Source organism: Rhizobium sp. KDH_Rht_773_N (assembly GCF_052946295.1).
This window is the reverse complement of record NZ_JBRFNB010000002.1, coordinates 489521-503016: the sequence shown is the minus strand read 5'-3', so window position 1 is coordinate 503016 and position 13496 is coordinate 489521. Positions and strand designations below refer to the sequence as shown.

Below are 13496 nucleotides of genomic sequence, written 5' to 3'. Positions count from 1 at the left end.
CAACTTAAACTGGCATTCAGAAAAGTCTATTGAGGGGGAAGCGGATGGGCACCCGGTTCAGACTTTTTGTGCAGCCTCCGTTTGAAGATGCTCGGTCAAGCCCCGAGATTGTCGAAGTGTCGTCGCCGCAGGGCAGCGTGAAAGCTGGTCCGGCCGACGATCGCATGTTCGTCGTGGAGCCGGTCGGCAAGATCAATCCTTACGGTGTGAACCGCGGCCCTCTCGGAACCCCCTATATGTATCTGCCGCCCTGGACGGGAAGGATCATCGAGCCGGCCGCTCCTGACGCGTGGGGCAATTTCGACTATCTGCAGCCTTCCACGCCCGGCTTCGAAGCCGCGCATGTGTTCGGCTGCGTGCGGTTCACGCTGGATGTCTGGGAGCGCTATCTCGGCCAGCCGCTCACCTGGCATTTTCGCGATCATTACGACCGTCTGGAAATCTCCATCCTGCCGCAGTGGAACAATGCCCAGTACGGCTATGGTTTTCTCGAAGTCGGCAGCCAGTTCGAGAAGGACGGGCACATCCTTCCCTTCAGCCTGGATTTCGATGTCGTGGCCCATGAAGTGGGGCACGCGATCATCTTCAGCGTCCTGGGCGTGCCGGAGCCGGGAACCGAATATCCGGAATATCTCGGCTTCCAGGAGGCATTTTCGGACTGCGTGTCGCTGATCGCTGCCATGCATTTTCCCTCGGTGATCGACAATGTTCTTGAGGAGACAGGCGGCAACCTTCACCGCGCCAATCGCCTGTCGCGCTTTTCGGAATTTTCGCCGCATCGCCAGATCCGCTCGGCAAACAACAAGAGGACGATGGAAGAGTTCGCTCATGGCTGGAAGGACGAGCACGAGCTCTCGCAACCGCTTACCGGCGCGCTATTCGACATCATCGTCGATATCTTCCACGAGAGCCTGGTGGCGCGCGGCCTGATTTCGCGGGCGGTTGAAGATCTGGCGGATATTGCCGAGTTCGATGCCTCTGTCGAAGCGTCCGTGCAAGATGCTTTCGACCGCGCTTTTGACCGCAACTCCGATGGATTCGTCGAGGCGCTGCTTGAGGCACGAGATATCGCCGGCACCTATCTGGCAGAGACCCTCTGGGCTCTCGCACCCGACTTTCTGGATTATGGCGACGTCGCCGAAACGATGCTGGCAATCGATCGGGAGGAAAGCGGCGGCCGGTTCTCCAGGATCATTGCCAGAAATTTCAGTCAGAGGGCGATCGGCGAATTGCATGCCGGCAGGCACCTCAAAGGCGGCGAGCATCGCAGCCATGTTCACTCCGGGCGGATCTTGCTGCCGATAGATTATCTGGAATTTCCGAGGATGAGCTATCGCGAGCAGGTTTTGCTGTCGAGATCAGGCATTGGTCAATAATCAGGTAGATGGAGGCAGACGTGGCAGACAATGAAACCCTGCTTGGCATATCATCAGTATATTTGTTCGGGCGCCCACTTAGCGATCTGCTCCTCAGAGGCAGCGTTTACGACCCCGAAATCACTCCCGAAGTCGGAAACAACAATTTTCTGAGAAGTCAGCTTGCTGCAAAGGGAGCGAATCTTGCGCGAATCTATGCATTCTCGTTCGAGGGTGCCTTCGTCGAACTGGGGCGGCCAACAATCTTCGTTGTCCATGGCGCCGGTGCAGATCCCGGCGATCCTGCCCCGAACGACTTCGAATACGAAAGATTGTCTCGCTCCCCTGGTTCGAGTGCCCGAACAGGTCTCGGTTCCCAAATTGGAGCTCTCGCCAAAGATATGAGAGTTTGGACTTATGATAAGGGCGACTTTTCGATGAGGCTCGATGTCGAAACAGGAACCTTTGAACAGATTCTGCTCTCGACCGAAATTTCAAGTGATCTACGGGGCGGAATGTCCAGGTCGGGCGGCGCATTGTCCCGCTCTGGCGGCGTAATGTCGAGATCAGGTGGATTCATACCCCGCAGATCAGGTGACAACGACTAATCCACAATTGGGGATAGATCCCGGAGGTACAAATGTCAGAGGATATCGTTAAAGTTGAGATCGAGCGATTGAGTGAGCGGCCAGTGGTTGCTTTTTGGGGAGTTGACAAGCCTTTCAAACTCATAGGCCGTGGGTTCAGTGAGAGAGAAATTGAGGTATACATATCAAGGAATGAATATGGTAGTGATATAGTTCAGCAAATAAAAGTAGAAATTGATCCTGCTTCTGCGGAAGCTGATGGGTTCTTGTCGGTAATAGCGCACGCACAGTTAGGCACCGATCGTCAGCCTGATTATTGGGTTGTCGTGAAACTGAACGGTGAATTTCAAAGCGCAAAAGGAATATTCAAAGTATTGTGATGTTCCGAGCGATCCGTGATTAGGCCTTTGGCGATTCGCGACTTCGCTAGGCATTTCCCATGCGAGCGGCTATCTGGCTACGTTCCATCTTGACCGCTCTTTCACCGGCTACGGCCGATGCTCGCATACATGCCCGTCGTCCGGAACTCCGTCGGCGTGATGCCGTAGACACGCCGAAAAACCTTGGCGAAATAGTTGGCATCCTCGAAGCCGCACATGATCGAGACTTCCTTGACCGGCAGGAAGTCCGCCTTGGTCAGGAGCTTGGCGGCGCGCTGCAGGCGTTGCTGCAGCACATATTCGGCCGGCGGCACGCCTTCGCTTTCGGCGAAGCTGCGGGAGAAATGGGCGCGGCTGAGGCCGACGATCGCCGCAAGCTCGCTGACCGGCAGCGGTTTTTCCAGATTGGCGTTGATATGGTCGATCACCGGCTGCATGGCGCTCTGCTCGGCCATGAAGGCGGGTGAGCCGAAAATGTCGTCGTAGAGCGCCATGGCGGCTTCATAGGCGATTGCCGAGGCCGAGCCGGGGGTGTTTGCGCCCTTGACAAGGCGCAGGCTGCAATCGGCCAGATGATCGATGGTCGACTGCTGCAGTTTCAGAACCGGACCGGCGAGCGCCAGTACCATCTTGTGGATGCGCAGCGTCTCCTCGCCGTTCATCGAGATCCAGAAATATTCCCAGCGTTCGCCCTTTTCCAGCCAGTAGCGGTGGTTATGCGGCACGAGCACCATCATCGTATCGCCGCTCTGGAGCTTGTAGTTGCGGTTCTGGTAGCGCAAACGGCCGGTGCCGCTGATCGTGTGCTGCAGCACCGTGAACGGTGTCTGGCCGCGCTTCCGGCCGTCCCAGTCATAGGTTTCGTCTTCGCGCACCTCATAGCCGGCGCTTGTCGGCATGGCGTGTAGGCGCTGGCGGCCGCGCGGCAGCGAAACCGTCCTCATCGACTGGCCGTTGGCGATCAAATCCTGCAGCACAAAATTACCCTCGAAAGCATAATCCTTCTCTGGCCGCTCTGCCGAATATGCGCATAATCCCCTCTCACAAGAGGAAGAGATCGCGGTCGAAAGAACGGCCGGGAGGAATACAGGCACCATTTCCGGTATTTTTGGACGACATGCGCAAGCATGGCGCCCGGCCCTCCTTTGCTGTCTTTCTCCCTAGCATTTGATCGGATCGAGGTGAAGGATATGAGTTTCAAAATCGCTATTATCGGGGCAGGCAGCGTCGGCTTCACCAAGAAGCTGTTCACGGACATTCTCTGCGTGCCGGAATTCAAGGATATCGAATTCGCGCTGACCGACCTCAGCGAACATAACCTTCAGATGATCAAGGCCATTCTCGACAAGATCGTCGAGGCAAACAAGCTGCCGACCAGGGTGACGGCAACGACGGACCGGCGCAAGGCGCTCGAAGGCGCACGTTACGTCATCAGCTGCGTGCGCGTCGGCGGGCTGGAAGCCTATGCCGACGATATCCGCATTCCCCTGAAATACGGCATCGACCAGTGCGTCGGCGATACGATCTGCGCCGGCGGCATTCTCTACGGCCAGCGCAACATTCCGGTCATCCTCGATTTCTGCAAGGATATCCGCGAGGTGGCGGCACCGGGGGCCAAGTTCCTGAACTATGCCAACCCGATGGCAATGAACACCTGGGCCGCCATCGAATATGGCAAGGTCGATACGGTCGGCCTCTGCCATGGCGTCCAGCACGGTGCAGAACAGATCGCCGAAGTGCTCGGCGCCAGGTCGCAGAGCGAACTCGACTATGTCTGCTCCGGCATCAACCACCAGACCTGGTTCGTCGATCTGCGCCTGAACGGCCGCAAGATCGGCAAGGACGAGCTGGTTGCCGCCTTCGAGGCGCATCCGGTCTATTCGCAGCAGGAGAAGCTGCGCATCGACGTCCTGAAGCGCTTCGGCGTCTATTCGACCGAAAGCAACGGCCATCTCTCGGAATACCTGCCCTGGTACCGCAAACGGCCGGAGGAAATTACCCGCTGGATCGATATGTCCGACTGGATCCACGGCGAGACCGGCGGTTATCTGCGCCACTCGACCGAGACCCGCAACTGGTTCGAAACGGAATTCCCGCAGTTCCTTGCCTCTGCCGAAAAGCCGATCGATCCGGCCAAGCGCTCCAACGAACACGCAAGCCATATCCTTGAGGCGCTCGAGACCGGTCGTGTCTATCGCGGTCACTTCAACGTCAAGAATACCGGCGTCATCACCAACCTGCCGTCGGACGCGATCATCGAGTCGCCCGGCTTCGTCGATCGCTTCGGCATCAACATGGTCTCCGGCATCACCATTCCGGAAGCCTGCGCGGCAACCTGCATTTCGTCGATCAATGTCCAGCGCATGTCGGTTCATGCCGCTATCGCGGGTGATATCGATCTGCTGAAGCTCGCCGTGTTGCACGATCCGCTTGTCGGAGCCGTCTCGACGCCGGAAGAGGTGTGGCAGATGGTCGATGAGATGGTCGTCGCCCAGGCCCGCTGGCTGCCGCAATATGCGCATGCCGTCCCGGCCGCGAAGGAGCGGCTGGCGAACGCCAAGGTGAAGACGAGGGAGTGGGAAGGGGCAGCACGCCGCCATGTCCGCTCCATTGAGGAGCTTCGCGTCGAAAAGGCGGCGCTGAAGCAGGCCGTCTAGATCAGGTGAAGGAGGCTGCGGGGTCTTCGGGAGGAAGGCCGTCGCACTCGAGCTTCCGTCATCATGTTTGAGGAGAAGCGGAGACGCGTGCGAGCGCTCCGGAACAAGAGGGAGAGACGATGACGAATTTCCGTAAAATCGGCATCCTGGCGGGATTGGCGCTTGGCGTTTCAGTCGCGGCCCTGAATGCCCATGCATCCGAGCCGACGGTGCCGCCGGCCCCGCCGGCATTCCCGGCGGAAGGCAAGATCAAATATGTGTCGCGCGACTCCATCCTGGAGTTCAAGGCGCTGCCGGAATATCACGAGCCGGACTGGGTGACGAAGAATTTCGTCGACAGCGGCAAGCTGCCGCCGGTTAAGGATCGCCTGCCGAAGGAGCCGCTGGTCTTTAAGACCGGTAACATGCCTGACGGCACCGGCGTCTATGGTGACGTGATGCGCCATGTCATCGGCGGCCGGCCGGAGGGCTGGAATTACGGTGCAGGCCAGACGCAGGGCTGGGGCGGCATCGATATCGGTCTCTCCGAATGCCTGACGCGCACTGCGCCGCTCTTCCAGGTGGAAGCCAAGGATACCGAGCCGCTGCCGAACCTCGCCAAGGGCTGGGAGTGGTCGCAGGACGGCCACAAGCTCACCATGCATCTGATCGAAGGGGCCAAATGGTCCGACGGCGCGCCGTTCAATGCCGACGACGTCATGTTCTATTGGGAAGACGAGGTTATCGATCCGAACGTGTCGCCGCTTGGCGGCGGCGCATCGCCGGAAGCTTTCGGTGAAGGCACGACGCTCACGAAGATTGACGACTACACCGTCGAATGGACCTTCAAGGAAGCCTTCCCGAAGCAATACCTCTATACGATGGCCTACCCGAACTTCTGCCCGGGTCCCTCGCATATCCTGAAGCCGCAGCATCCGAAATATTCGAAGAACACTTACGACCAGTTCAAGAACGCCTTCCCGCCGGAATTCATGAACATGCCGGTCATGGGGGCCTGGGTGCCGGTCGAATACCGGCCTGACGATATCATCGTCATGCGCCGCAATCCCTATTACTGGAAGGTCGACGAGAAGGGCAACCAGCTGCCTTACCTCAACGAGCTGCAGTACAAGCTCTCGACCTGGGCCGACCGCGACGTGCAGGCCGTTGCCGGCTCGGCCGACTTCTCGAATCTCGAGCAGCCGGAAAATTTCGTCGCCTCGCTGAAGCGTGCCGCCGAAAAGACCGCTCCGGCGCGTCTTGCCTTCGGCCCGCGTCTCATCGGCTATAACCTGCGCATGAACCTCTCGGCCAACGGCTGGGGTGATCCCGACGCCCGCGGCCAGGCGATCCGCGAACTCAACCGCAACGAGGACTTCCGCAAGGCCGTGACCATGGCGATCGACCGCAAGGCTATCGGCGATTCCCTCGTCAAGGGTCCGTTCACAGCGATCTATGCCGGCGGCCTGTCTTCGGGCACCAGCTTCTACGATCGCAACTCGACCGTCTATTATCCCTTCGATCTCAAGGGTGCCAAGGCGCTGCTTGCCAAGGTGGGCCTGAAAGATACGGATGGCGACGGCTTCGTGAACTTCCCGGCCGGAACCGAAGGCGGCAAGGATGTCGAGATCGTGCTTCTCGTCAACAACGGCTACGCCACCGACAAGAGCCTGGCCGAAGGCGTCGTCGGCCAGATGGAAAAGCTTGGGCTCAAGGTCATCATCAATGCCCTCGACGGTCCGAAGCGCGACAATGCGCATTATGCCGGCCAGTTCGACTGGCTGATCCAGCGCAATGCGTCCGAACTTGCCTCCGTGGTGCAGAATACCGAGCAGCTTGCCGCGGTCGGCCCGCGCACCAGCTGGCATCACCGCGCCGGCAAGGATGACCAGCTCGATCTCATGCCCTACGAGAAGGAACTTGCCGACATCGTCAACAAGTTCCGCGCCAGCCAGGACAATGACGAACGTGTAGCGCTGATGAAACAGTACCAGAAGACGGCGACGGAGCATGTCGACACCGTCGGCCTGACGGAATATCCGGGCGCGCTGATCATCAACAAGCGCTTCTCGAACATCCCTGAGGGCACGCCGATCATGATGTTCAACTGGGCCGAAGACTCCGTCATCCGCGAACGCCTGTGGGTCGCCGCCGACAAGCAGGGCAAGTACGAACTCTTCCCCGGTCAGTTGCCCGGCAAGCCCGGCGACAAGGGTCCGATTAACTAGCTCCCTCCCGAAAGAAGAAATTCCGGCCGCGCGTGATGCGCGCGGCCGGTCAGAACCAACAAGCCGGCCGCGCTGGAGACGAGCGGCTGACGGCAAGGAGAAGCGAACCGTCCGATGTTACGATTCCTGCTCATGCGCATCGCCTCGGCGATCCCCGTCCTCTTCATCCTGAGCGTAGTGACCTTTGCCATTATCCAGGCCCCGCCCGGAGATTATGCAGACTATATCCGTTCACAGCTGATCAATCAGGGCGGAGCCTCCTTTGCCCAGGCCGATGCCCAGGCTGAGGCCTACCGTGTCGAGCATGGCCTCGATAAGCCGCTCGTTGTCCAGTACGTCAACTGGATCAAGGGCATCGTGACCGAAGGCGATTTCGGCTACAGCATGTATTACAACAAGCCGGTGGCCGATGTGGTCGGCGAGCGCCTGCCGCGCACGCTGGCTCTGGCGCTGGTCTGCCACATCTTCGCATCCATTCTCGGCATTACCTTCGGCATCTGGGCGGCCACCCGCCAGTATAGCTGGATCGACAGCCTCCTATCCGGCATCTCGTTTCTGGGCATGACGGTGCCGCGCTTCCTCATGGCGCTGATCATCGTCTATCTGCTCGTCTTCCAGTTCAACGTCACGGAGATCGGCAGTTTCTTCTCGCCGCAATATGGCGGGGCGCCGTGGTCCTGGGCGAAATTCATGAATCTTGTCAGCCACGTCTGGCCGGTCGTCGCGATCGCCACCTTCGGCGGGCTCGCCTACAATATGCGGGTGATGCGCGGCAATCTGCTGGATACGCTGAACGCTCAGTATGTCGAGACGGCGCGCGCCAAGGGTCTTTCGGGCGGCGCGGTCGTCATGCGCCATGCCGTGCCGAACGCGCTGCATCCGCTCGTCATGTATCAGGGTGTCGTGCTTCCCTACATGCTGACGGGCGAGATCGAGACCGCGATCATCTTCACCCTGCCGACCGTCGGTCCGGCCATCGTCGGTTCCATGGCGATCGGCGATGTCTATGTCACCGCGACCTTCATGCTGGTGCTCTCGGCGACGCTGATCGTCGGCAATATCATCGCCGACATGCTGCTTGCCATGCTCGATCCGCGGGTCCGTCAATATGGAGGAGCCTGATATGTTTGCCTTCGACTCTTCCACGCCGCCACCGCCGCATGAGGAGACGGTCAAGAACGCCGGCCACGGTAATGAGAGCTACATGGCGCTGGTCTGGCGCCGGTTGCGGCGCTCCTGGACCGGCATGATCGGCCTGATCCTCGTCGGCCTCCTGATCATTATGGCGCTTTTTGCCGATTTCTTCGCGCCGATGGACCCGAAGGCGACCGATGTCGGCTTCGCGCCGCCGCAGCTCGTCAGCATCCACGACAAGGAAGGCAATCTCGTCTGGCCGCGCGTCTATGCGCTGGCCGATTCCGAAGAGCTTGATCCCGTCACCTTCCAGCCGATCGTCGGCCTGGATTATGACAATCCGCGCCTGCTCGGCTTCTTCGTCAAGGGTGCCGATTACAATCTGCTCGGCCTCATCCCCGCCAATCGCCATTTCTTCGGTTCGGCCGATGGTCAGCCGGTGCATTTCCTCGGCACCGACAAGTTTGGCCGTGATGTGCTCTCGCGTGCGATCATCGGCTCGCGAATTTCCTTGATGATCGCGCTGACGGTGGTCTTCATCGTCACCGTCGTCGGCACGACGGTCGGCATGGTCTCCGGCTATTACGGCGGTGCCTTCGACGTCTGGGTGCAGCGTTTCGTCGAACTGGTGCTCGCCTTCCCGCAGCTGCCGCTCTATCTCGCGCTGACCTCACTGATCCCGATCACGGCGCCGACCAATGTCTTCCTCGCCTTCGTGATCTTCGTCATGTCCGCGCTCGGCTGGGCGCAGATGTCGCGCGAGGTGCGCGGCAAGACGCTGGCGCTGGCGCGTATCGAATATGTGCGGGCGGCAATGGCGGTCGGTGCCACGGACCGGCGCATCATCTTCCAGCACATCTTCCCGAATGTGATGAGCCATGTGATCGTAGCCGTCACCATCCATATTCCAAGCGTCGTATTGCTTGAATCCTTCCTTGGTTTCCTGGGTTTTGCCGTAAAGCCGCCGCTGATTTCCTGGGGGCTGATGCTGCAGGATACGGCCAACTATTCCGTCATCGGAACCTACCCCTGGATTCTCGCTCCCGTCGCCTTCGTGCTGATCACCGTCTTCGCCTTCAATGCGTTGGGCGACGGTCTGCGCGATGCGGTCGATCCCTATTGAGGTGATGAAGATGGCTCTCGCTCTCGTCAGTTCCTTCGCCCCGCCCGTCCGTCACGATCACGATAGCCGCACGGAAAGCCCTGTTATCGATGCGCGCAATATCGGCGTGAACTTCAAGGTCGAGCACGGCACCGTCGAAGCCGTGAAGGACATTTCCTTCCAGCTCTATCGCGGCGAAACGATCGCCATTGTCGGGGAGTCCGGCTCCGGAAAATCCGTGACGGCGCGCACCGTCATGGGCCTGCTTTCCAAGCGCGCGGTCATCTCGCCGCGCTCGAGCGTCGAATATGATGGCGCCAATATCCTGAAATTTTCCGAGAAGGCCCGCCGCAGGCTGCGCGGCGACCGCATCTCGATGATCTTCCAGGAGCCGATGAGCTCGCTGAACCCGATCTACACGATCGGCAGCCAGATCGTCGAGGCGATCCGGGTTCATCGCAAGATGAGCCGCAGGCAGGCCGAGGCACGGGCGCTGGAGCTGCTGAATCAGGTGCAGATCCCCGATCCTGAGGCGCGGTTGCGCCAATACCCGCATCAGCTTTCCGGCGGCCAGCGCCAGCGCGTCATGATCGCCATGGCGCTCGCCAACGATCCCGATGTGCTGATCGCCGACGAACCGACGACGGCGCTCGACGTCACCGTCCAGGCACAGATCCTCAATCTCATCCGCAACCTGCAGAAGGAATTGCGGATGGCGGTGATCCTCATCACCCATGACCTGACCGTGGTGCGCAAATTCTCCGACTATGTTTACGTGATGCAGCATGGCGAGATGCGCGAGCACAATGTGACCGAACAGCTCTTCGCCAATCCGCAGCACCCCTACACCAAGCATCTGCTCGCATCCGAGCCGCGCGGCCAGGCCAATCCGCTGCCCGAGGGGTCGGATATCATTCTCGATGCGCGCGGTGTGCGCGTTTCCTTCATGATGCGCCACGGCGGTTTCTTCAAACCGGAGCTGCGCGAGCTGGTCGCCGTCGATAGCCTCAATCTGACGCTGAGGCGGCACGAGACGCTCGGCCTCGTCGGCGAATCCGGTTCGGGCAAGACCACCTTCGGCCAGGCGTTGCTGAGGCTCAGCGATACGGACAATGGCGAGATCTATTTCGACCGGCAGCCGATCCACGGCAAGTCGCGGGCGGAAATGCGGCCTCTGCGCTCGCGTATGCAGGTCGCCTTCCAGGATCCCTTCGCCTCGCTCAATCCGCGCATGACGATCGGCCAGATCATCGAGGAGGGGCTCATCGTCAACAAGCTCGGCGCCACCAGGGCAGAACGTCTCGACCGTGTGCGCGAGGCCCTGGTCGCCGCCGGCATGCCCGGCAATATCCTCTCACGCTTCCCGCATGAATTTTCCGGCGGCCAGCGCCAGCGCATCGCCATTGCCCGAGCGATTGCGCTGGAGCCGGAATTCATCCTGCTCGACGAGCCGACCTCGGCGCTCGATCTCTCCGTCCAGGCGCAGATCATCGAGCTGTTGCGCAAGCTGCAGGACGAGCGGGGTCTGAGCTACCTTTTCATCTCGCACGACCTGAAAGTCGTGCGTGCCCTCTGCCACCGTGTCATCGTCATGCAGCACGGCAAGATCATGGAAGAGGGACCTGTCAACGAAGTCCTTTCCAATCCCAAGACACCCTACACCGAACGGCTCGTCAAAGCCGCTTTCGAGGTAGCCTGATTTCAGAATGCCGGAGGTTCATATGGCAAATCCCAGAATAGCGTTCATCGGAGCTGGCTCCACCGTTTTCATGAAGAATATCGTCGGCGATATCCTGCAGCGTCCGGCGCTGTCGGGGGCCACGATCGCGCTCATGGACATCAATCCGCAGCGGCTGGAAGAAAGCGCCATCGTCGTCAACAAGCTGATTTCCACGCTTGGCGTGAAAGCGAAGGCGGAGACCTATTCCGATCAGCGCAAGGCGCTCTCGGGCGCCGATTTCGTCGTCGTCGCCTTCCAGATCGGCGGCTACGAGCCCTGCACCGTGACCGATTTCGAAGTGCCGAAGAAATATGGCCTGCGCCAGACCATTGCCGACACGCTCGGCGTCGGCGGCATCATGCGCGGCCTCAGAACCGTGCCGCATCTCTGGAAGATCTGCGAGGATATGCGCGCCGTCTGCCCGAACGCCATCATGCTGCAATACGTCAACCCGATGGCGATCAATACCTGGGCGATTGCCGAGAAATACCCTGATATCAAACAGGTCGGCCTCTGCCATTCCGTGCAGGGCACGGCGATGGAACTCGCCCACGATCTCGACATCCCCTATGACGAGATCCGCTACCGCTCGGCCGGTATCAACCACATGGCCTTCTACCTGAAATTCGAGCATCGCCAGCCGGACGGTTCCTACAAGAACCTTTATCCCGATCTGGTGCGCGCCTACCGCGAGGGCCGCGCGCCGAAGCCCGGCTGGAATCCGCGCTGCCCGAACAAGGTGCGCTACGAAATGCTGACGCGTCTCGGCTATTTCGTTACCGAAAGCTCGGAGCATTTCGCCGAATACACGCCTTACTTCATCAAGGAAGGCCGCGAGGACCTGATCGAGAAGTTCGGCATTCCGCTCGATGAATATCCGAAGCGCTGCATCGAACAGATCGCCCGCTGGAAGGGGCAGGCGGAGACCTATCGGTCTGCCGACACGATCGAAGTCAAGCCGTCGAAGGAATATGCGTCCTCGATCATCAATTCGGTCTGGACCGGCGAACCCTCGGTCATCTACGGCAATGTCCGCAACAATGGCTGCATCACTTCACTGCCGGCCAATTGCGCGGCAGAAGTGCCTTGCCTCGTCGATGCTTCCGGCATCCAGCCGACCTTCATCGGTGACCTGCCGCCGCAGCTGACGGCGCTGATCCGCACCAACATCAATGTCCAGGAACTGACGGTTCAGGCACTGATGACGGAAAATCCCGAACATATCTATCATGCCGCGATGATGGACCCGCATACGGCCGCCGAACTCGATCTCGACCAGATCTGGTCGCTGGTTGACGAACTGCTCGCCAGCCATGGCGACTGGCTGCCGGAATGGGCACGGCCGAACAAGGTACGCGCCGCCTGAGGTGCGAAAGACCATCAGCGCCGGCAATGATGGCCGGCGCTGATGGCTTGCACGGTCAGGACAGTCTGCCCTCGTCGTCGATCAAGGTCAGCCGGCAGGGCGCCTTGTCGCCCCACCGCCACAGGACGAGATTGATATCTTCGGCTCTCGCTGCGGGCGCGAAACTCCTGACCAGCAGCCCGTGATAGCCTTCGGATGCGAGGTGTCGGGCAAAAGCCTGCGTCCTCGCTTCGCCCTTGGCCCTCATTTCATCGCGCCAGCCTGGTGAGGCAAGTGCCGCGGCATCGATGCCGAGCGCGTGGAGGGCGCTCTCGTCCCTCGTGTCGAAGACGCGTTCGATATCGGCCTCGTAGGAGACGAGTGTCGTCGGCTGCAGGCTGCCGACCTGATTGGCCTCCCTGAGCGCCGTCAGTACCGAGAGCGACGTATAGAGCGCCGGCATTCCCTTGGGATTGAAGCGACCGCCATAAAGCTCCGCGCCGCGGCCGGAGAGCGGCTGGCGGGCATAGATCGGGTTCAGCGCGCGATAGAGCTTTCCTTCGTAGCGCATCGGCCGGGATCAGGCGTGGACGCCGGCATCGATCGCATCGATATAGTCGAGCACTTCCTCCGCCCGCCCGTCGCGAACGAGCTGCATCGCCGTCTGGCCGGAAAAGCCCGACAGGGGTTCGGAACGATACCAGGCATAGGCCATCAGCGCCGATCCGAAGCGGGGTTCGACCTTGTTGACGACCTCGATCATCTCGCGCAGCCGCCGCTGCGTCTTGTCCGAGCGCAGTCGGTCCTTGCGCTGGATCGCATCCTTGCCGAGACCGGCGGTGCGGGCAATCTCCTCGCTGGTCGTGCGGAAGGCATCGGCAATCTTGCGGGGGGCGAACAGCCCGTCATCTGCATATTGTGCCAAGCCCATGACCCATCTCCATGCCGCTATTACTGACACTATATAGCGTCAAAACAGGCAGCGTTCAATGATCTCGCTACTTTTGCC

Annotated in this window: 12 protein-coding genes; 9 read left to right on the top strand and 3 right to left on the bottom strand. The window is 60.1% G+C overall.

Annotated features, from left to right (window positions below; genetic code table 11):
- Nucleotides 1-44: 44 nt before the first annotated feature.
- From ACU8HS_RS24235 to ACU8HS_RS24225, 3 genes are read left to right on the top strand one after another with little or no spacing between them, the layout of a single operon-like run.
- The gene (locus tag ACU8HS_RS24235; protein ID WP_447016371.1) at nucleotides 45-1376 is read left to right on the top strand and encodes a hypothetical protein; all 1332 of its coding nucleotides are present in this window, start codon (nucleotides 45-47) and stop codon (nucleotides 1374-1376) included.
- An 8-nt stretch (nucleotides 1377-1384) separates the two neighbouring features.
- Complete coding sequence (locus tag ACU8HS_RS24230; protein ID WP_447016370.1) at nucleotides 1385-1963, top strand: hypothetical protein; 579 nt, start codon at nucleotides 1385-1387, stop codon at nucleotides 1961-1963.
- Nucleotides 1964-1995: 32 nt separating this feature from the next.
- The gene (locus ACU8HS_RS24225) at nucleotides 1996-2322 is read left to right on the top strand and encodes a hypothetical protein (RefSeq protein ID WP_112753131.1); all 327 of its coding nucleotides are present in this window, start codon (nucleotides 1996-1998) and stop codon (nucleotides 2320-2322) included.
- 101 nt (nucleotides 2323-2423) lie between these two features.
- On the opposite strand, the gene ACU8HS_RS24220 is transcribed toward ACU8HS_RS24225, so the two are convergent.
- Nucleotides 2424-3299, bottom strand: a complete 876-nt coding sequence (locus ACU8HS_RS24220; protein ID WP_112571177.1) for an AraC family transcriptional regulator — start codon at nucleotides 3297-3299, stop codon at nucleotides 2424-2426.
- A gap of 213 nt (nucleotides 3300-3512) precedes the next feature.
- Here ACU8HS_RS24220 and melA (ACU8HS_RS24215) point away from each other — a divergent pair, with 213 nt between their 5' ends.
- From melA (ACU8HS_RS24215) to melA (ACU8HS_RS24190), 6 genes are all read left to right on the top strand, one after another.
- Entirely contained in the window at nucleotides 3513-4979 is a 1467-nt protein-coding gene (melA, locus tag ACU8HS_RS24215) for an alpha-glucosidase/alpha-galactosidase (RefSeq protein ID WP_113499811.1), read from the top strand.
- A gap of 119 nt (nucleotides 4980-5098) precedes the next feature.
- Nucleotides 5099-7186 (top strand): ABC transporter substrate-binding protein, encoded by a 2088-nt coding sequence (locus ACU8HS_RS24210; RefSeq protein ID WP_377313010.1) that lies wholly within the window; start codon nucleotides 5099-5101, stop codon nucleotides 7184-7186.
- 114 nt (nucleotides 7187-7300) lie between these two features.
- Nucleotides 7301-8308: an ABC transporter permease gene (locus ACU8HS_RS24205; protein WP_447016369.1), complete on the top strand. Its 1008-nt coding sequence runs from the start codon at nucleotides 7301-7303 to the stop codon at nucleotides 8306-8308.
- 1 nt (nucleotide 8309) lies between these two features.
- Nucleotides 8310-9443: an ABC transporter permease gene (locus ACU8HS_RS24200; RefSeq protein ID WP_447016368.1), complete on the top strand. Its 1134-nt coding sequence runs from the start codon at nucleotides 8310-8312 to the stop codon at nucleotides 9441-9443.
- A 10-nt stretch (nucleotides 9444-9453) separates the two neighbouring features.
- Nucleotides 9454-11121 (top strand): ABC transporter ATP-binding protein, encoded by a 1668-nt coding sequence (locus ACU8HS_RS24195; RefSeq protein WP_447016367.1) that lies wholly within the window; start codon nucleotides 9454-9456, stop codon nucleotides 11119-11121.
- Nucleotides 11122-11143: 22 nt separating this feature from the next.
- A complete protein-coding gene (melA, locus tag ACU8HS_RS24190) occupies nucleotides 11144-12508 on the top strand; it encodes an alpha-glucosidase/alpha-galactosidase (RefSeq protein ID WP_112571172.1) in 1365 nt (454 codons plus the stop codon).
- A 55-nt stretch (nucleotides 12509-12563) separates the two neighbouring features.
- On the opposite strand, the gene ACU8HS_RS24185 is transcribed toward melA (ACU8HS_RS24190), so the two are convergent.
- Entirely contained in the window at nucleotides 12564-13058 is a 495-nt protein-coding gene (locus ACU8HS_RS24185; RefSeq protein ID WP_447016366.1) for an RES family NAD+ phosphorylase, read from the bottom strand.
- A 9-nt stretch (nucleotides 13059-13067) separates the two neighbouring features.
- Complete coding sequence (locus ACU8HS_RS24180; protein WP_112703047.1) at nucleotides 13068-13418, bottom strand: MbcA/ParS/Xre antitoxin family protein; 351 nt, start codon at nucleotides 13416-13418, stop codon at nucleotides 13068-13070.
- Between the last annotated feature and the right edge of the window lie 78 nt (nucleotides 13419-13496).

Excerpts from the sequence above, each read along its gene's own strand:
- ACU8HS_RS24235 (WP_447016371.1), top strand. The coding sequence starts at position 45 with ATGGGCACCCGGTTCAGACTTTTTGTGCAGCCTCCGTTTGAAGATGCT.
- ACU8HS_RS24230 (WP_447016370.1), top strand. The coding sequence starts at position 1,385 with ATGGAGGCAGACGTGGCAGACAATGAAACCCTGCTTGGCATATCATCA.
- ACU8HS_RS24225 (WP_112753131.1), top strand. The coding sequence starts at position 1,996 with ATGTCAGAGGATATCGTTAAAGTTGAGATCGAGCGATTGAGTGAGCGG.
- melA (WP_113499811.1), top strand. The coding sequence starts at position 3,513 with ATGAGTTTCAAAATCGCTATTATCGGGGCAGGCAGCGTCGGCTTCACC.
- ACU8HS_RS24210 (WP_377313010.1), top strand. The coding sequence starts at position 5,099 with ATGACGAATTTCCGTAAAATCGGCATCCTGGCGGGATTGGCGCTTGGC.
- ACU8HS_RS24205 (WP_447016369.1), top strand. The coding sequence starts at position 7,301 with ATGTTACGATTCCTGCTCATGCGCATCGCCTCGGCGATCCCCGTCCTC.
- ACU8HS_RS24200 (WP_447016368.1), top strand. The coding sequence starts at position 8,310 with ATGTTTGCCTTCGACTCTTCCACGCCGCCACCGCCGCATGAGGAGACG.
- ACU8HS_RS24195 (WP_447016367.1), top strand. The coding sequence starts at position 9,454 with ATGGCTCTCGCTCTCGTCAGTTCCTTCGCCCCGCCCGTCCGTCACGAT.
- melA (WP_112571172.1), top strand. The coding sequence starts at position 11,144 with ATGGCAAATCCCAGAATAGCGTTCATCGGAGCTGGCTCCACCGTTTTC.
- ACU8HS_RS24185 (WP_447016366.1), bottom strand. The coding sequence starts at position 13,058 with ATGCGCTACGAAGGAAAGCTCTATCGCGCGCTGAACCCGATCTATGCC.
- ACU8HS_RS24180 (WP_112703047.1), bottom strand. The coding sequence starts at position 13,418 with ATGGGCTTGGCACAATATGCAGATGACGGGCTGTTCGCCCCCCGCAAG.